The organism is Methylocystis sp., assembly GCF_021731785.1.
In the GTDB taxonomy this organism is placed as follows: Bacteria; Pseudomonadota; Alphaproteobacteria; order Rhizobiales; family Beijerinckiaceae; genus Methylocystis.
In genome coordinates this window covers 14,817-32,525 of the sequence record NZ_JAKFWS010000024.1, presented here as the reverse complement: position 1 = coordinate 32,525, position 17,709 = coordinate 14,817, and the positions used below count along the sequence as shown (strand labels likewise).

General features: G+C 62.4%; 15 protein-coding genes. 13 read left to right on the top strand and 2 right to left on the bottom strand.

Annotated features, from left to right (window positions below):
• The first annotated feature begins 5 nt into the window (after positions 1–5).
• The 3 genes from QZ964_RS05255 (at position 6) to QZ964_RS05245 (ending at position 4,199) form a co-directional block, all read left to right on the top strand.
• On the top strand, positions 6–1,301 hold the full coding sequence (locus QZ964_RS05255) for an adenylosuccinate synthase (protein ID WP_292529585.1): 1,296 nt from the start codon (positions 6–8) through the stop codon (positions 1,299–1,301).
• A 135-nt stretch (positions 1,302–1,436) separates the two neighbouring features.
• Positions 1,437–2,999, top strand: coding sequence for an MFS transporter (locus QZ964_RS05250; protein ID WP_292529583.1), 1,563 nt, complete (start codon positions 1,437–1,439; stop codon positions 2,997–2,999).
• Positions 3,000–3,086: 87 nt separating this feature from the next.
• On the top strand, positions 3,087–4,199 hold the full coding sequence (locus QZ964_RS05245) for an endonuclease/exonuclease/phosphatase family protein (protein WP_292529582.1): 1,113 nt from the start codon (positions 3,087–3,089) through the stop codon (positions 4,197–4,199).
• Here the strand turns inward: QZ964_RS05245 and QZ964_RS05240 are convergent.
• Positions 4,196–5,002, bottom strand: a complete 807-nt coding sequence (locus tag QZ964_RS05240; protein ID WP_292529579.1) for a DUF72 domain-containing protein — start codon at positions 5,000–5,002, stop codon at positions 4,196–4,198. The genes QZ964_RS05245 and QZ964_RS05240 overlap by 4 nt on opposite strands.
• A gap of 137 nt (positions 5,003–5,139) precedes the next feature.
• Between QZ964_RS05240 and QZ964_RS05235 the strand changes: the two genes are divergently transcribed.
• The 3 genes from QZ964_RS05235 (at position 5,140) to der (ending at position 8,763) form a co-directional block, all read left to right on the top strand.
• Positions 5,140–6,471 (top strand): sorbosone dehydrogenase family protein, encoded by a 1,332-nt coding sequence (locus QZ964_RS05235; protein WP_292529575.1) that lies wholly within the window; start codon positions 5,140–5,142, stop codon positions 6,469–6,471.
• An 86-nt stretch (positions 6,472–6,557) separates the two neighbouring features.
• Positions 6,558–7,334, top strand: a complete 777-nt coding sequence (locus tag QZ964_RS05230; protein ID WP_292529573.1) for a tetratricopeptide repeat protein — start codon at positions 6,558–6,560, stop codon at positions 7,332–7,334.
• Positions 7,335–7,362: 28 nt separating this feature from the next.
• The gene (gene der, locus QZ964_RS05225; RefSeq protein WP_292529570.1) at positions 7,363–8,763 is read left to right on the top strand and encodes a ribosome biogenesis GTPase Der; all 1,401 of its coding nucleotides are present in this window, start codon (positions 7,363–7,365) and stop codon (positions 8,761–8,763) included.
• Here the strand turns inward: der and QZ964_RS05220 are convergent.
• Positions 8,760–9,362 carry a poly-gamma-glutamate hydrolase family protein gene (locus QZ964_RS05220; protein ID WP_292529567.1) on the bottom strand — a complete coding sequence of 201 codons (603 nt, stop codon included), beginning with the start codon at positions 9,360–9,362 and terminating at the stop codon, positions 8,760–8,762. The genes der and QZ964_RS05220 overlap by 4 nt on opposite strands.
• 56 nt (positions 9,363–9,418) lie before the next feature.
• Between QZ964_RS05220 and QZ964_RS05215 the strand changes: the two genes are divergently transcribed.
• From QZ964_RS05215 to QZ964_RS05185, 7 genes are all read left to right on the top strand, one after another.
• Positions 9,419–10,432, top strand: a complete 1,014-nt coding sequence (locus tag QZ964_RS05215) for a methyltransferase (RefSeq protein ID WP_292529564.1) — start codon at positions 9,419–9,421, stop codon at positions 10,430–10,432.
• Between the two features lie 151 nt (positions 10,433–10,583).
• On the top strand, positions 10,584–11,003 hold the full coding sequence (locus QZ964_RS05210; RefSeq protein WP_292529561.1) for a rubrerythrin family protein: 420 nt from the start codon (positions 10,584–10,586) through the stop codon (positions 11,001–11,003).
• A gap of 220 nt (positions 11,004–11,223) precedes the next feature.
• Positions 11,224–12,570, top strand: a complete 1,347-nt coding sequence (locus QZ964_RS05205; RefSeq protein WP_292529557.1) for a heterodisulfide reductase-related iron-sulfur binding cluster — start codon at positions 11,224–11,226, stop codon at positions 12,568–12,570.
• Between the two features lie 153 nt (positions 12,571–12,723).
• Positions 12,724–13,314, top strand: coding sequence for a DUF3501 family protein (locus QZ964_RS05200; protein WP_292529554.1), 591 nt, complete (start codon positions 12,724–12,726; stop codon positions 13,312–13,314).
• A gap of 187 nt (positions 13,315–13,501) precedes the next feature.
• Positions 13,502–15,088, top strand: coding sequence for a peptide chain release factor 3 (locus tag QZ964_RS05195; protein WP_292529550.1), 1,587 nt, complete (start codon positions 13,502–13,504; stop codon positions 15,086–15,088).
• 141 nt (positions 15,089–15,229) lie between these two features.
• Positions 15,230–16,450: a site-specific integrase gene (locus tag QZ964_RS05190; RefSeq protein ID WP_292529547.1), complete on the top strand. Its 1,221-nt coding sequence runs from the start codon at positions 15,230–15,232 to the stop codon at positions 16,448–16,450.
• 894 nt (positions 16,451–17,344) lie between these two features.
• A complete protein-coding gene (locus tag QZ964_RS05185; RefSeq protein ID WP_292529545.1) occupies positions 17,345–17,641 on the top strand; it encodes a hypothetical protein in 297 nt (98 codons plus the stop codon).
• The last annotated feature ends 68 nt before the right edge of the window (positions 17,642–17,709 follow it).

Sequence of the window (17,709 nt, the reverse complement as noted above, 5' to 3'; positions counted from 1 at the left end):
CGGCCATGGCGAATGTGGCGGTGGTCGGCGCCCAATGGGGCGACGAGGGCAAGGGTAAAATCGTCGACTGGCTGTCGCTCGAGGCTGACGTCGTCGTGCGCTTCCAGGGCGGCCATAACGCCGGGCACACGCTGGTCATCGACGGCGTGACCTATAAGCTCGCGCTGCTGCCCTCGGGAATCGTCCGTCCGGGCAAGCTTTCGGTCATTGGCAATGGCGTTGTCGTCGATCCGCATTTCCTCGTCGGCGAGATCGACCGGCTGCGGGAGCAGGGCGTCGAGATTTCGCCGATGAATCTCAAGATTGCGGAAAACGCGCCGCTGATCCTCTCGCTGCATCGCGAGCTCGACGCGCATCGCGAGGAGGCCGCCGGCAATGGCGTCAAGATCGGCACGACCAAGCGCGGGATCGGCCCCGCTTACGAGGACAAGGTGGGGCGACGGTCGATCCGGCTGATGGACCTCGCCGAGCCCGACCGGCTCGACGACAAGATCGCGCGCGTGCTCGCCCATCACGATCCGCTGCGGCGCGGCCTCGGCCTGCCCGAAGTCGACCCCCGCGCCTTGCGCGAGGAACTGCTCTCAGTTGCGCCGCGCATCCTGCCGTTTATGGACGCCGTTTGGGAGCTGCTCGAAGACAATCGCCGCGCCGGAAAGCGCATCCTGTTTGAGGGCGCGCAGGGCGTGCTGCTCGACGTCGACCACGGCACCTATCCTTATGTGACGTCGTCCAACACGGTGGCGGCGTCGGCGGCGAGCGGTTCGGGGCTCGGGCCGGGCGCCATCGGCTATGTGCTCGGCATCGCCAAGGCCTATACGACGCGCGTCGGCGGCGGCCCATTCCCGACCGAGCTTCACGATTCGATCGGCGAACTGATCGGCGATCGCGGCCGCGAATTCGGCACCAACACGGGGCGGCGACGCCGTTGCGGCTGGTTCGACGCCGTGCTGACCCGCCAGGCGGTGAAGACTTCGGGCATCAATGGCGTCGCGCTGACCAAGCTCGATATTCTCGACGGCTTCGACGAGATCAAGATCTGCACGCATTACACGCTCGATGAGAAGCGCATCGACCGACTGCCCGCCTCACAGGCGGCGCAGGCGCGGGTGCAGCCGGTCTATGAGAGTTTTCCTGGCTGGCAGGAATCGACGAGCGGCGCGCGCTCTTGGGCGCATCTGCCAGCGCAGGCGATCAAATATGTTCGCCGCATCGAGGAGCTGATCGAGGCGCCGGTCGCGCTGCTCTCGACCAGTCCCGAACGCGCCGACACGATCCTCGTGCACAATCCGTTTCAGGATTGACTATGCCCTCCCTTCGCGAGCGGTCCAAGCCGCCGCCCGATCGCCCTGAGAAAATCAGCGTCCTTCCTTGATGTTGCGCGCCGAAACCGATAAACGCTGCGCGCTCACGCCCAAGAGGGCCGACGGAGCGACCCCTTGCACAGCGCCGCGCCAGACGCATCCGATCCCTCGCTCAAGGCGACGCGCCGGGAGTGGATCGGGCTCGGCGTCGTCGTCCTGCCGTGCATGGTCTATTCCATGGACCTCACGGTGCTCAATCTCGCCATTCCGTCGCTGACGGCTGAGCTGCGGCCGAGCGCGTCGCAACTGCTGTGGGTTATCGACATCTACGGCTTCATGGTCGCCGGCTTCCTGATGATCATGGGCGGGCTTGGCGATCGCATTGGACGACGCAAGGTGTTGCTGCTGGGCACCGCCGCCTTCGGCGCCGTGTCGATCGCCGCGGCTTTTTCGAAATCGGCGCAAACGCTCATACTCGCCCGCGCCGCGCTCGGGATCGCGGGAGCGACTCTCGCGCCGTCGACGCTGTCGCTGATCACCAACATGTTCCGCGCGCCGCAGGAGCGCACCTTTGCGGTCAGCATGTGGATTTCCGCCTTCTCCGCCGGCGCCATCGTCGGACCGCTGGTCGGCGGCGCGCTGATCCAATCTTTCGGCTGGGGCTCGGTTTTTCTCGCTGGCGTTCCGGTGATGGTCGTTCTGCTTGTCCTCGGTCCGATGTTGTTGCCGGAATATCGCGATCCGAAGTCCGGCCGACTTGATCTCGCCAGCGCGCTTCTGTCGCTCGCGGCGGCGCTGTCCTTCATTTACGGATTGAAGCGCGCCGCCGAAGCGGGCGTTGGCGCCGACTCGATCGGGCCGATGGCGGCGGGCGTCACGCTCGCCCTGCTGTTCCTGCGCCGGCAGGCGCGGCTCGAAGACCCGCTGATCGATCTCGCGCTGTTTCGCTCGCGTTCGCTCAACATGGCGTTGTGCATCAACATGCTCGGGGTCTTCTTCATGTTCGGGTCGTTCATCCTGCTTGCGCAGTATTTTCAGCTCGTCGCGGGATTGACGCCGCTCGACGCAGGGCTGTGGTCGACGCCCTCGGCGATCATTTTTACGGCCGGCTCCTTCGCGACGCCTGCGCTCGTGCGCAGGATCAAGCCCGTCAATCTTCTCGCGGGCGGACTCGTCGTTGCGGGAATGGGGTTTGTCGGCCTCGCGCTGGCGGGCGGATTTTACGGCGTGCTTTTGTCGTCGCTGCTTCTCGTGGGCTTCACGCCGGTCATCGCGCTGACCACGGAAATCATCGTGACATCGGCGCCGCCGGAGCGCGCCGGCGCGGCCTCCGCTCTTTCGGAGACCGCGAATGAACTCGGCGGCGCGCTCGGCATCGGCGTGCTCGGCAGTCTCGGAACGGCGATCTACCGGGCCAAAATGGCCGGCGTCGTCGCCGGGCTTCCGGCCGATGTCGCCGGGATGGCCGGAGCGACACTCGGCGGCGCGGTGGACTCGGTCAAATTTCTGCCCGCCGAACAGGCTGAGCGGACGCTTGCCGCCGCGCGCGACGCTTTCTGCGCCGGATTTCAGGCGACCGCATGGCTCGGCGCCCTGGGGCTCTTCGGCGCCGCGCTGGCGACGAAGATTGCGCTCAACGAAGCGCGATCGGCGTCGGTTGCTGGCGCAGACGAAAAGCCGGATTCAGCCGCCGCGTAGCGCATCCTTCGTCACGGCCTTGTCACATTGCGCAAGGAGCCTTAACCTCGTGCGGTTCTCTTACTTTTTTACGTGTGAGGTAATTTCATGAAGCTCGCATCATATAACGTGGAGAACCTTTTTGATCGCGCACGCGCGATGAATCTCAAGAGCGCCGCCGAGGGCAAGCCGATCCTCGAGCGCTTCGCCGAATTAAGTGGTCTGCTCGCGCAGCCGTCGTACAGCGCTGCAGCCAAGAAGCGCATGGCGAAGCTCGTCGTCGAACTTGATTTGGAGAAATCCGACATCGGCGATTTCGTCATCCTGCGGCGCAACCGAGGCGCCTTGCTCAGACGGCCCAGGGCGGGCGGCGTCGAGATCGTCGCCGACGGGCGCGCAGACTGGGTCGGTTCGCTGGAGTTGCGCGACGTGCCGATCGACGAGCAGGCCATGAGAAATACGGCGCGCGTGATGCGAGATGTCGAGGCGGACGTTATGGGAGTCGTCGAGGTCGAAAGCCGGCCGGTGCTGCGGGATTTCAACGCCGACGTGATCTCTGCGCTCGGCGGCGAAGCATATCGTCACGCCATGGTGATCGACGGAAACGACACGCGCGGCATCGATGTCGGCTTGCTGACCAGGCGAGAATTTCCGATCGGCCAGCTGCGCAGCCATGTCGACGATATGATGGGCGAGCGTGACCTGATTTTTTCGCGCGACTGCGCCGAGTATGAGGTGACGACTCCATCCGGCGCGCGCATTCTGCTGATGCTCAATCACTTCAAGAGCAAGGGCTACGGCTCGCAGCAATCGTCCAACGACAGGCGCCGCGCTCAGGCGCAGCGCGTCAAGGATATCTACGACGAGCGGGTTGGAATGGGGATCAAGAACATCGCGGTCTTGGGCGACTTCAACGATACGCCGGACAGCGCGCCCTTGAGTCCGCTAATCGAAGAGACGGATCTGAAGGACATTTTCCTGCATCCGACATTCGACGACGGCGGTTACCCGGGCACTTACGGCAATTGCTCCGCGGAGAACAAGATCGATTTCATTCTGCTTTCGCCGGCGCTGTTCGACAAGGTCACCGGCGGCGGCGTATTTCGCAAAGGCATGTGGCCCGGCGCCCGCGCGCGGCGCTGGGAGGCCTATCCGGAACTCGTCCGCAAGGTCGACGCCGCTTCCGACCATGCGGCGATATGGGCGGACATAAATATTTAATTTGAAGTTCGCTCGATCAGCGCCATGGCGGCGGACGGATTGCGCTCCTTCGCGCCGCTGATGACATAGAGAAACACCTCACGCGGGGTCTTCTTGGGTTTATGCTGCGTCAGATAGGGAAGCTCCGCCGGCGCGCTCCCTTCAGCCCATTGCCGCGCATAAGACGCCCATCGCGCAAGCGCCTTGTCGTCACAGCCAAGTGGAGCGTCGGGACGCGTTCCCATGAAGCGCGCATAGACGAAAGGCGCCGTCAAATCGGCGACGAGCGGATATTTGGAATCGCCGGCAATGACGATTGCAACGCCATGTCGGCGCGCGAGTGCGACGAATTCAGCCGTCTTGAAGCTGTCGTGTCGCGCCTCGATGGCGTGCATCAGCGTCCGGCCTCCAATGTCCTTCGGCAGCTGGGAGAGGAAGCCGTCAAAAAATTCTACGTCGAATGTCTTCGTCGGCAGAAACTGCCACAATATCGGTCCGAGCTTGTCGCTGAGCTCCATGACGCCGCTGTTGAAGAAGCGCTCGATCGATTCGCCTGCTTCCGTCGCTGTCTTTAGCATCACGGCGAAGCGCGGCGCTTTGACGCTGAAGATAAAATGTTCTGGCGTTTCGTCGCGCCATTTGGCGAAACTCGCGGCGCTCTGCGTTCGGTAATAAGTGGCGTTGATTTCGATCGAGGTCAGCTTGCGGCTTGCATATTCGAGTTCGCGCTTGTGCGGCAGGCCAGCCGGATAAAAGGAGTCGCGCCAGGGCGCATACGTCCAGCCGCCCACGCCGATATAAATTTCTCCGGCCATTCGACTCATTTGCGTTGCAGTCTTATACGGCGAGGGCTTGAGACTCGTTTCCGCCGCGCCATCTTAGCGGCGTCGTGATTATATATTTGTCTTCATCGTCGGCGGTCGATGGTTGGACGCTCGCGCAACGTTGGGGAGGAGGCGCAATGGCGGCGAATGTTATGTGGAAAATCCTTTTAGCGCTCGCCGCAGTGGCGCTGGCCGCCTGCGATCGCGGTCCGGAATTGCCGGAGAGCGCGGGTTATGGACCCGATCCGACGCTGCCTGAGCCGCATCCGACGGGAGCTTTTCCTTATGTGAACATCGCGCGGGCGGTGGGTTGGCGAGGCGTTGAAAAACCCGTTCCCGCAGAGGGCCTTAGCGTCGACGCGTTGTCGACCGGGCTCGATCATCCGCGCTGGTTGTATGGTTTGCCTAACGGCGACATTCTGGTCGCCGAAGCCGATGCGCCGAAGTCAGAAAATGAGGGCGGCGGCGGCGTTCGCGGCTTCATCATGCGCCTTTACATGCATCAAGCCGGCGCGGACCAACCGAGCGCCAACCGGATCACGCTGCTGCGCGACGCTGACGGCGACGGCGTCGCCGAGATCAAGGAAGTCTTTCTGGAAAATCTCAATTCGCCGTTCGGCATGGCGCTGGTGGGCGATCGGCTTTACGTCGCCAACGCCGATTCGCTTGTGCGCTTTCCCTATAAGGAGGGCGACACGCGCATCGAAGCGCCGCCGGAGAAGGTCGTCGATCTGCCGTCGGGGCGAAATCACCACTGGACCAAGAGCCTTGTCGCCGATCCGGTGGGGTCGCGTCTTTACGTGGGCGTCGGGTCCAACTCCAATGTGGCCGAGAACGGAATGGACGAGGAGCACAACCGCGCCGACATTCTCGAGATCAATCCGGTGACGGCCGACATGCGCGTGTTCGCCTCGGGCCTGCGCAATCCGGTCGGGATGGATTGGAATCCGGAGACCGGAGACCTCTGGGTCGCAGTGAATGAACGCGACGAACTCGGCGACAATCTGGTTCCGGACTACATGACGCACGTGCGCGAGGGCGGATTTTATGGCTGGCCATACAGCTACTATGGCCAGCACCTTGACGTGCGCGCGCAGCCGCAGAATCCGGAACTGGTTAAACAGGCCATCCAGCCCGATTATGCGCTCGGCGCTCATACGTCCTCGCTCGGATTGGCGTTTGTCGGCGACGCAGACCTCGGGACGTTCCGGAACGGCGCGATCATCGGCCAGCACGGCTCGTGGAACCGCAATCCGCGCGCCGGATATCGCGTCATTTTCGTAAAATTCGAGAATGGCGCCCCGGTTGGCGGGCCCAAGGAGGTGCTGACCGGCTTTCTCAACGAGCGCGGCGAGGCGCAGGGCAGGCCGGTTGGCGTGATCATTGATAAGCGCGGCGGGCTGCTTGTCGCCGACGACGTCGGCGGCGTCGTGTGGCGCGTCAGCGCCGCCAAGAAGGAAGTCAACTGACCAGCTTCGCTCGCATTTGGCCGCCGCCTGTGCTAACGGCTGCGGCCAGCCTGGCTTTTCCGGGCGGACTCAAGGGTCTGCAGCAGATGTCCGATATTTTTCATGAGGTCGATGAAGACGTCCGGCGCGACAAGGCTGCTGAGCTTTGGCGGCGCTATCAGACGCCGATCCTGATCCTCGCCGTGCTCATCGTCGCCGCGACGGGCGCCTGGAGCTATTACCAGACCAATCGCCAAAAGGCGGCTGAGGCCGCCAATGCCCGCTTCGAAGCTGCAGTCGCTCTCGCGAATGACGGGAAAGCCAAAGAAGCCGCCGACGCTTTCGACGCTCTCGCCAAGGACGGTTCCAAGGGCTATGCGACGCTGGCGCGCATCCGCGCCGCCGAACTGCGCGAGGACAAGGCGCGCGCGCTCGCGGAATTGAATGCGATCGCCGAGGACAAGAACGTCGACAAGCTCAATCAGGAAGTGGCGATGCTGCGCGCCGCGTTGATCAATCTCGAGAGCAGCGACCGCCAGCAAATGGAGCGCGCGCTCGGGCCGCTGATGACGTCGAACGGCGCGTTCCGCTTCTCGGCCCAGGAATGGAACGGCCTCGACGCGCTCGCCAACAATGATTTCGACGAAGCGGAGCGAGTCTTCAACATTCTGCTGAGCGATCGCGACGCCCCGCAATCGATGCGCCAGCGCGCCGCGGCCTACCGAGGACTGCTTCACGCCAAGCGCGGACCGAAGCCGACGGCGGCGGCGCCGGCGGCCGGCGGCCCCACAGCTGGCAACGTCTCTGTGACGCCGGTGATCGAACCGGAGGAAGGCGCCGCGTCTTCCGGCGACGCGCCTTTCGAGGTGAAGCCGTCGAAGTAACCCGCGGCGGCGCGGCGAGAAACGAGTCATGTCCTTTTCGCTCGCGATCATTGGCCGGCCGAACGTCGGCAAGTCGACGCTGTTCAACCGGCTGACCGGCAAGAAGCTCGCGCTTGTCGACGATCGTCCCGGCGTCACCCGCGATCGCCGCGAGGGCGAAGCAAAACTCGCCGATCTGCGATTCACCATCATCGACACCGCCGGGCTCGAAGAAGGCGCGAGCGCGACCCTGGAAGGACGGATGCGCGCCCAGACCGAGAGCGCGATCCTTGCCGCCGACGCCATACTTTTTCTCATCGACGCGCGCGTCGGCGTCACGCCTGACGACAAATATTTCGCTGACCTCGTCCGTCGCGCCGGAAAGCCCGTCATCCTGATCGCCAACAAAGCGGAAGGAAAGGCGGGCGAGGCGGGCGCCTATGACGCCTTTTCGCTCGGCCTCGGCGATCCCGTGCCGCTGTCCGCCGAACATGGCGAAGGCATGGGCGAACTCTATGACGCGCTGCGCGAGGCCTTGCCCGAAGAGACTGCCGAGCTCGAGGAAGAAGACCTGGTCGTCGAGGGAAACCTGCGGAACGACGAGGAGGACGGCAGCGACCTCGACGTGACGAAGCCGCTGCGCATCGCGGTCGTCGGCCGGCCCAACGCCGGCAAATCGACGCTGATCAACCGCATTCTCGGGCAGGAGCGGCTGCTGACCGGACCCGAAGCGGGGATCACGCGCGATTCGATCTCGGTCGATTTCATTTGGCGCGATCGGAAGATGAAACTGTTCGACACCGCCGGTTTGCGCAAGCGCGCCCGCGTCGTCGACAAGCTGGAGAAGCTCTCCGCCGCCGATGCGCTGCGCGCCGTGAAATTTTCTGAAGTCGTCGCGCTGCTCGTCGATGCGACGATTCCCTTCGAGAAGCAGGATCTCTCGATCGCCGACCTCGCGGCGCGCGAAGGGCGCGCCGTCGTCATCGCGCTCGGCAAATGGGACCTGATCGAGGATCGCGGCGCGACGCTCGTGAAACTGCGCGAGGACGCCGAACGCCTGCTGCCGCAACTGCGCGGCTGTCCGGTCGTGCCGGTCTCCGGCGCGACGGGGCAGGGGCTCGACAAGCTCATGCAGGCGATCGTCGCGGTCCATGAAACCTGGAACAAGCGCATCGCGACGGGGCGGCTCAATCGATGGCTGCTGACCCAGGTCGAGGAAACGCCGCCGCCGGCGGTCTCGGGACGGCGCATCAAAATCCGCTACATGACGCAGGCGAAGTCGCGGCCGCCGCATTTCGTGATCTTCGGCAATCAGCTCGACGAATTGCCGACGAGCTACGAGCGATTCCTGATCAAGGGACTGCGCAAGACTTTTGATCTTCCCGGCGTGCCGATCCGGATCTCGAAAAAGGCGGGCGACAATCCTTACGCTGGAAATCGAAAGGATTAATCCGGAGGCGGCGCCGCGCGCTCGAGCGCCTCGCGCACCGCCGCCGCAAAGGCGGCGCTATCGCGGGCCTCATAGAGGGCCATTCTCAGCGTCTTCGGCAATTCAAGCTGAACGCCCGCGTCGCGTCGGCCCCGGTTGCAGATATTGGCAGGATCGCGACCCGCAAGTCTATGGCCGTCTCCGACCGCCTTCGCCTTGAAGCCCGCGCTCGCGAGCGCCTCGCAAATGGCGTTGCGCAGAATCTCATGCAGTCCGCCGACCCAGATCGACGCATCGTCTCCCTGATCCTTGCGGCCATGAACGCCAATTGCGACTTCGCAGGCTGAAACGAGCGCCAGCGCTCGCGGCTCGTCGAAGCGCGTCGACGTGATATGCAGGCGTGCGCCGTTGGCTGGTTGCCGCAGACCTTCGAAGCAATAGAGCGAGAAGCGATCCGCCGCGATCGCCGCTGCTATCTCAGAGGTGCCGCGCTCGATCAGCCCGCCGTGCGGCGCGACGATGGCGAAAGGGGAGGCGCGTTTCGTGACGCAAATTCGATAATCGACGCCTTCAATTTCATTCGCCGCGAGCGTCGCGAAACTATCGTATCGGTCCGCCATGTGATTAAAGGCCTCGACGCATGAGCCGGTTCGCTCGCACGCTCAGGGAAACCATTATGTCCGCAAAGCCTTCTCCAGAAAAACTCCTCGCCTTAGGCATGTCGTTCTGGAACGCCAAGACGCTGCTCTCGGCGGTCGAGCTCGGCGTTTTTGACGCCCTCGCCGACGGCCCAGCCGATCTTGCGGCGCTGACGGCGAAACTCGCCTTACACCAACGCTCGGCACGCGACTTTTTCGATGCGCTCGTCGCGATGAGAGTTTTGGAGCGCGACGCGAACGGGCGCTACGCCAATACGCCTGAGACGGAATTGTTTCTCGTGCGCGGCCGGCCGAGCTATGTCGGCGGCCTGCTGGAAATGGCCAATGCGCGTCTCTACGAGAGCTGGGGACATCTGTCGGAAGCGCTGAAAACTGGTCGCCGACAAAGCGAGAATCAGGAGGAGACCGATTTCTTCGCGGCGCTTTACGCCGACCCAAACCGCCTGCGCGGGTTTCTGGCGGCAATGAGCGGCGTCAGCGCCGGCGCAGCGCAAGCCATCGCCGACAAATTCCCGTGGCACGACTACAAGACATTTGTCGATGTTGGGGCGGCGCAGGGCATGGTTCCCGTCACCATCGCGCGGGCGCATCCGCATCTTTCGGGCGCGGGCTTCGACCTGCCGCAAGTCAAGCCGATCTTTGAGGAATATGTCGCCGCCAATGGACTCGCCGATCGCGTGCGTTTCCTTCCTGGCGACTTTTTCAAAGACGCATTGCCGAAGGCTGACGTCATCGTCATGGGCCACATTCTCCATGACTGGGACCTCGAACAGAAGCGCATGCTGCTGAAGAAAGCCTATGACGCGCTTCACGAAGGCGGCGCGCTGATCGTCTACGAGGCGATGATCGACAATGAACGCCGCGAAAACGCCTTCGGTCTGCTGATGAGCCTCAACATGCTCATTGAAACCGCCGGCGGGTTTGACTTCACCGGCGCCGATTGCCAGGGCTGGATGAAGGAAGTCGGGTTCTCCAGCTCCCGCGTCGAGCCACTGACCGGCCCGGATTCGATGGCCGTGGGCATCAAATAGCGGCGTTGGGAAGATGGACGCTTGTTGGCCCCTGCGACCAATCCTCGCGTCCCCAGGCCGGATTTTGGGTTGGACAGAGGTCAGTTTTGAATTATTCTAATTCGTGTGTCGGGGCCAACGGGCCCCGGCTTCGAAATATCGGAGGCAAGAAATGGCTACGCTCAAGGGCAGCAAGACCGAAGACAATTTGAAGGCCGCCTTCGCCGGCGAATCGCAGGCGAACCGCCGCTATCTCTATTTTGCTCAAAAGGCCGACGTCGAGGGCTACAATGACGTGGCCGCCGTGTTCCGCTCCACCGCCGAAGGCGAGACCGGCCACGCCCATGGCCATCTGGAATTCCTGGAGACCGTCGGCGACCCCGCGACCGGCCTGCCGATCGGCAAGACCGCCGACAATCTTAAGGCCGCCGTCGCCGGCGAGACGCATGAATACACCGACATGTATCCGGGCATGGCGCGCTCGGCCCGCGAAGAGGGCTTCGAGGAGATCGCCGACTGGTTTGAAACGCTCGCAAAGGCTGAGCGTTCGCACGCCGGCCGGTTCCAGCGCGCCCTGGATGAGTTGAAGTAACCACAGAATTACGCGTCCCGAGAAAGAGTTCCCTTCGCGTCATGGCCGGGCTTGACCCGGCCATCCACGCGATGGGACCGCGAAATGCTCAGAGTCTAACCCGCGCGCCCGCGGCTGGGCTTCAGCATCCCTGTCATACGGCGACCGCTCACAGCATCCCGGCGTGGATGGCCGGGACAAGCCCGGTCATGACGGCCGTTGTGTTTTGGAAACAACAAAGATGAGAGAAGGCAGTCTCGACGCGCCGATCCGGCATCCGCTGGATTGGCGGAGCGCGGATTTTTATGACGAGTCGAAGCTCGACGCCGAAATGCGCCGGGTGTTCGATATTTGTCACACGTGCCGGCGTTGTTTCAATCTCTGCGACTCCTTCCCGCGGCTGTTTGACCTCATCGACGAGTCGAAAAGCGGCGAACTCGACACGGTCGCGAGCGCGGATTTCAAGAAAGTCGTCGACGCCTGCACGCTCTGCGACATGTGCTTCATGACGAAGTGTCCCTATGTGCCACCGCATGAATTCAACATCGACTTTCCCCATCTGATCCTGCGCTATCGCGCGGTCGAGGCGAAGAAGAACGGCGTGCCCGCCGCTGACCGGGCGCTCGCCAACGCCGATCGCAACGGTAAATGGGCGACGCTGATCACGGGCGCGGTCAATTGGGCGACGCGCCGCGACAACAAGACGATGCGCGACCTCGAGGAGAAAGTCGCGGGCATTGATCGCAACGCCGAACTGCCGAAATACGCGAGCAAATCGCTCGAAGCGCAGGCCGCCGCCAATCCGCCGGCGCGCGACCAATCCGCGCCGGCAAAAGCTCGTAAGGCCGTGCTCTACGCCACCTGCTACGGCGACTACAACGATACCTCGATCGGCATGTCGGCGCTCGCCGTCCTTGCAAGGAACGGCGTCGAGATGAAAGTCGTGCATCCCGCTTGTTGCGGCATGCCGAAGCTCGAACAGGGCATGCTCGATGAAGTGGCGGAGGCGGCGCGCAAGGTCTCGGCGGCCTTCGCGCCGTACATTGACGAGGGCTATGACATTGTTGCGCCGGTGCCGTCCTGCGCGTTGATGCTGAAATTCGAATGGCCGCTCATCCTGCCCGAGGACGAAAGCGTCAAGCGTCTGGCTGAGGCGACCTTCGATCTTTCCGAATATGTCGTCGCCATTGCCCGCAACGAGGGACTTGCCGAGGGAATGTCGCCGCTCGACGGCGGCGTCGCCTTCCATGTCTCCTGCCATTCTCGCGCGCAGAATATCGGCCAGAAGGGCGCGGAGCTGCTTGCGCTGATCCCCGAGGCGGATGTCACGGTCGTCGAACGCTGCTCCGGCCATGGCGGCGCCTGGGGCTATAAGAAGGGCAATTTCGAAACCGCGATGAAGGTCGGCAGGCCGGCGGCGCGCCAGATGCAGAGCGCCGGCAAGCAGCATATCGTCTCGGAATGCCCGCTTGCCGGATTGCACATCGAGCAGGAGATCGAGACGCTGGGCGGTGAAACGCCGAAGCCGGAACGCGTCGGCCATCCGATCGTGCTGATGGCGAGGGCTTACGGACTTACAGGCGCGTAAAAATCGGGTTTTTCCTCATCCTGAGCAGCGAGCAAAGCGTGCGTCTCGAAGGACGAGGAAAAATTTACGTAAGATCGCTCGCCCTCGTGCTTCGAGACGCATCCCCTGGATGCTCCTCAGCATGAGCGCTCAGGTTGATGGAGCACCAAGAAGATGACGAGCCGTCACGAACTGACCCCCGCCGACATCCTCCCTTGGGCCGAATACGCCAAGGGCCGCGCCGAGCATCGCAAACGCCTCACGGCGATCAAGCGCAACCGTCGCGTCGAGGTCGGGCCTTACGTCACCTTTTACTTCGAGAATTTCGACACGATGTGGTCGCAGGTGCAGGAGATGCTGCACATCGAGAAGGGCGGCGCGACGCAGCTCGCCGACGAGCTTGCCGCCTATAATCCGTTGATCCCGAAGGGTAGGGAACTCGTCGCGACCTTCATGATCGAGATCGACGATGCGCTGCGGCGCGCCCGCGTCTTGGCGCAGCTCGGCGGCATTGAGCAGACCGCCTTCATCGAAGTCGGCGGCGAGCGCGTCCTCGGCAAGGCCGAGGAAGACCAGGACCGCACGTCCGAAGAAGGCAAGGCGAGCAGTGTGCAATTCGTGCATTTCCCCTTCACCGACACGCAGATCGCCGCCTTCAAGGAGCCGAACGCGCGCGTTATCCTGGGTCTCTCCCACCCCAGCTACAGCCATATGGCCGTGCTGTCGGAAGCGACACGCGCGGCGCTGGCGGGGGATTTCGGCTGAGGCGACAAGAGAGCGGCGTTCATGCCCGCGCTTATCGCGGACATCCGCGCGGCCAAGCTGCGCAATCTTCGTCGTGGATGGCCTGGAGAGGCCCGGCCATGACGGCGGCCAAAACAGAGCGGGATTGCGGGCGGCGGCGGTTGTCGGTAAGTCGGACGCCTGATTTTCTTCCTGACCCGAGCTAGCCTTGACCACTTCCATCACCCGCGACCCCGTCTCGCGGCGGCGAACTTTCGCGATTATCTCGCATCCCGACGCGGGCAAAACGACGCTCACCGAAAAGCTGCTGCTTTTTGGCGGCGCGATTCAGCTCGCCGGCGCGGTGAAGGCCAAGCGCAACGCCCAGCAGACCCGCTCCGACTGGATGAGCATTGAGCGCGAGCGCGGAATCTCCGTCGTCACTTCGGTGATGACCTTCGAATATGGCGACTGCGTCTTCAATCTTTTGGACACGCCCGGCCACGAGGACTTTTCCGAGGACACTTATCGCACGCTTTCCGCGGTCGACGCGGCGGTGATGGTGATCGACGCGGCAAAGGGCATTGAGGCGCGCACGCGCAAACTTTTTGAGGTCTGTCGCCTGCGCGACATTCCGATCGTCACCTTCATCAACAAGCTCGACCGCGAGGCGCGCGACCCTTTCGATCTCATTGACGAAATCGAGAAGACTCTCGCGCTCGACGTGACGCCGATCACCTGGCCGATCGGTTCGGGTAGAAGCTTCGCGGGCACCTACCGCTTCGCTACGAAAACCGTGCGGCGGATCGACGAAGACGCCGACGTGCTGCAAACGCGCGGCCTCGCCGATCCGCTGTTCGATACGCTCCTGCCCGGCGGCGCGGACGAGTGGCGCGAGGAAGCGATGCTCGCCGAAGAAGGCAGCAAGCCTTTCGATCTTGCGGCTTTCCGTGAAGGCCATCTGACCCCCGTCTTCTTCGGCAGCGCGCTGCGCAATTTCGGCGTGCGCGATCTGATCGACGCGATGGCGGAATATGCGCCAAGCCCGCGCGCGCAGGAGGCGGACAAGCGCCTGGTCGAGGCGAAGGAGCAGAAGATGACTGGCTTCGTCTTCAAGATCCAGGCGAATATGGATCCGAACCACCGCGACCGCATCGCCTTCATGCGAGTCTGCTCGGGTAGGCTCACGCGCGGCATGAAGGCGAAGCTCATCCGCACCGGCAAGAACATTCCGATCAATGCGCCTCAGTTCTTCTTCGCGCGCGACCGCTCGATCGCTGACGAAGCCTACGCGGGCGACGTCGTTGGTCTGCCTAATCACGGGCAGCTGCGCATCGGCGACACGTTGACCGAAGGCGAAGAGATCGTCTTTCGCGGCGTGCCCAGCTTCGCGCCGGAAATTCTGCGGCGCATTCTCATCGGTGACGCGATGAAGGCGAAGAAGCTGCGCGAAGCATTGCAGCAGCTGGCGGAGGAGGGCGTCGTGCAGGTGTTTATGCCGCATGACGGCTCGGGCCCGATCATCGGAGTCGTCGGCGCGCTCCAGCTCGACGTGCTCGCGACGCGTCTCGACGCCGAATATGGGTTGCAGACGCGTTATGAGCAGCCGCGCTTCACGATTTGCCGCTGGATCGAATCCGATGACCCGGCGAAGCTGAAGAGCTTTATTGATTCGAACGCCTCGAGCATCGCCGACGATCTCGACGGCGCGCCGGTGTTCATGAGCTCCTCAGCGTTCCAGCTCAACTATGACGCCGAGCGCAATCCGGCGATCAAATTCTCCGATGTGAAAGACTATCAGAAAAAAGGGGCTTGATCGGACTTCCTTGCGCTTCCTCTGATTATATAAACGCCTAGTTTTCCAAGCTGTCAAGCGCCTCTTGCTTCTTCGCGCTTTCCTGAGCTATCTTCCAATTGCTTATAGAACGCTTATAACTTTCGCCATCAGTGTCAGGACATGCCGGTCGGGACAATCTCAAAGCGGGCCGTCGACGGGCTGAAATGGCAGCCGCCTGGGCCGTCGCAACAATTCCTGTGGGACACGGCGCTTCGCGGCTTCGGCGTCTATGTGCTCGCCTCGGGCGCGAAGGCCTATGTGATCCAGTTCCGACGCGACGGTCGCTCTCAAAGGGTCAAGATCGGGCCGCATGGCATTTACACGCCAGAGAAAGCTAGAGACGAAGCGAAGCGCCTCTTAGCCCGCGTCGTCGACGGCGCTGATCCAAACGCTGAGAAGCGCGAGCGCCGCGCCGCGCGCACCGTCAATGCGCTCGCCGAAGAATTTCTCGCCCACGTCGACCAGATGAAAAAGCCGGCGACCGGCGCCGAGTATCGTCGAATTTTTTCCAAGCACATCTTACCGGCGATTGGCTCCCGCCGCCTTGTCGACGTAACCCGCGCCGACATTGCGGCGCTCCGCTCGTCAATGCGGCAAACGCCGGTCCTCGCTAATCGCGCGCTCGCCATTTTCGCTTCGATGTGGAATTGGACCGCAAGGCTTGGACACGTCGAGGCGGTCGCCAATCCCGTCAAGGGCGTCGAGAGGTTCCGCGAGCAATCCCGCCAGCGCTTCCTCACATCGGATGAAGTAGCTCGCCTCGGGGAGGCGCTCGATCGGGTCGAGAAGAACAGTCGCATTGACGGTTATAGCGTCCAGGCGATTAAGCTGCTGCTCCTCACCGGGGCACGCCTGCGCGAGGTTTTGCACGCGCAATGGGCTTGGGTCGATTTCGAGCGTCGCGCGATCTTTTTGCCGGACAGCAAGACCGGCCAGAAGCCGTTGCATCTGTCGGCGCCTGCAATGGCGATTCTCGCCGACTTACCCCGCATCGAAGGCAACCCGTTCATCTTTCCAGGCATGAAGCCGGGCTCGCCAAAATCAGGGCTGTTTGATAGCTGGAAAACGATCCGCCGCGAGGCCGGGCTTGAAGGCGTGAGGCTGCACGATCTTCGCCATTCCTTTGCGTCATTCGGGGCAGGGGCGTCGCTCGGGCTCCCGGTCATCGGAAAGCTCCTCGGGCATACACAGGCGTCGACAACGCAGCGTTACGCGCATCTATCAGACGATCCCTTGTATCGCGCCGTGGACGCGATCGGGGCGACGATCTCAGCGGCGTTGGACGGGAAAACGGGAGGCGACATCGCGCCGTTGAAGAAACCACGAGGGAACGCCAAGTAACGAACCGCGCAGGGATAGGAGGCATCCGACAAGGCGAGAATGCATCGCTCGCTTTCCCTGCGCTCAATTTCGATGCGCGCGAGATGGAGCGCGATGTTTGTTCGGAAGAGGATCGGTCCTTGTGATCCACGCCCATTAGAGGCTCTCTTGCACAGCGCGCCGTCTGACACACGCAAGGGTATAGTGGAGCTAAGAGCCGGCTATTCATTTGCTGAGGCGTCGGCGCTATTTGGCGTTTCAAACAACGAACTGCGGCCACTCGCCAACTGCTTCGCATTATGGGGTAGGCGCGATGACAGTCTGTATCGCCCAATTAATTCGCTGAATTGGCTTGAAGTGCGTGACGCGCTCGCTTCGGAAATCATTGACAGAAGCGCTGGCGTTAATTGGTTTGATGTTCGCTTCATTCCGCCAATTTGCGCCCCGAACGTTCATGAATTCGTTGGCGACCTCGAATTTCATGTTGCGTTTTGGCGTGTCATACTTTCCGACCCGGAAGTTGGAATTTCCTATAACGCGGCGTTGAGCGCAGCGCCGTGTTTGGGCCGATTCGTGAGGCCGCGGCATCTCTTCGGGCCGGACGAAATGCTGCGAATTTTCGAATCAGCGTTTCTGATCAAGCGCTGCTCGCGCCATTTGCATGATGCTTGCGCAGACGTAGAGAAGAAAAAGATTAGTCTCGGCCGATACCCCGATCTGGTGGGGGGGCGCACGCGCCAATTGCTTGAACTTTTGTCGACCAGTCGCATCTTAGCTGACGGGTTCTTTCGATCGGACACGCGCCAAAGAATTGCGATCGATCAGACGCTGTGGACGCGAACGGAGTATGCAATCGATCTTCGCAGGGGCGACCTCGTCAACGTCGAGACAGGCGAGACGGAATAGCGCTCGATTGTGCTGCGCGCGCCGGAAATCAATGTAGATGAAGACGAAGCGCCTACTATTGCGCAATTATCTTCCTCGCAGCCGAAGATTGAGGCTGAGCACATCCCCCTGCAGATTTCGGGAAAAACCAAACCTGAGCGCGTCGCGAGTTGGTTGAGTCAGACTTATGACAAGCGACCGGAGTTATACGTAGATCAACTGCTCGCGAAAGTTCAGAAGGTTGACTCGCTTCAAGGGGCGACGAAACCAGACCTGGAACGGGCGTTGAGCAGGCTTGGCTGGCAGTCGCCTCGCAAGCGCCGCTGATGGATTTTTGGCGGACTTTTGATGGAGATTGGCGGTATTTTTGTCGGATACACGCGCTTCATTTTGTC

Excerpts from the sequence above, each read along its gene's own strand:
- QZ964_RS05215 (WP_292529564.1), top strand. The coding sequence starts at position 9,419 with ATGTCCGCAAAGCCTTCTCCAGAAAAACTCCTCGCCTTAGGCATGTCG.
- QZ964_RS05255 (WP_292529585.1), top strand. The coding sequence starts at position 6 with ATGGCGAATGTGGCGGTGGTCGGCGCCCAATGGGGCGACGAGGGCAAG.
- QZ964_RS05235 (WP_292529575.1), top strand. The coding sequence starts at position 5,140 with ATGGCGGCGAATGTTATGTGGAAAATCCTTTTAGCGCTCGCCGCAGTG.
- der (WP_292529570.1), top strand. The coding sequence starts at position 7,363 with ATGTCCTTTTCGCTCGCGATCATTGGCCGGCCGAACGTCGGCAAGTCG.
- QZ964_RS05210 (WP_292529561.1), top strand. The coding sequence starts at position 10,584 with ATGGCTACGCTCAAGGGCAGCAAGACCGAAGACAATTTGAAGGCCGCC.
- QZ964_RS05200 (WP_292529554.1), top strand. The coding sequence starts at position 12,724 with ATGACGAGCCGTCACGAACTGACCCCCGCCGACATCCTCCCTTGGGCC.
- QZ964_RS05245 (WP_292529582.1), top strand. The coding sequence starts at position 3,087 with ATGAAGCTCGCATCATATAACGTGGAGAACCTTTTTGATCGCGCACGC.
- QZ964_RS05230 (WP_292529573.1), top strand. The coding sequence starts at position 6,558 with ATGTCCGATATTTTTCATGAGGTCGATGAAGACGTCCGGCGCGACAAG.
- QZ964_RS05220 (WP_292529567.1), bottom strand. The coding sequence starts at position 9,362 with ATGGCGGACCGATACGATAGTTTCGCGACGCTCGCGGCGAATGAAATT.
- QZ964_RS05190 (WP_292529547.1), top strand. The coding sequence starts at position 15,230 with ATGCCGGTCGGGACAATCTCAAAGCGGGCCGTCGACGGGCTGAAATGG.
- QZ964_RS05240 (WP_292529579.1), bottom strand. The coding sequence starts at position 5,002 with ATGAGTCGAATGGCCGGAGAAATTTATATCGGCGTGGGCGGCTGGACG.
- QZ964_RS05205 (WP_292529557.1), top strand. The coding sequence starts at position 11,224 with ATGAGAGAAGGCAGTCTCGACGCGCCGATCCGGCATCCGCTGGATTGG.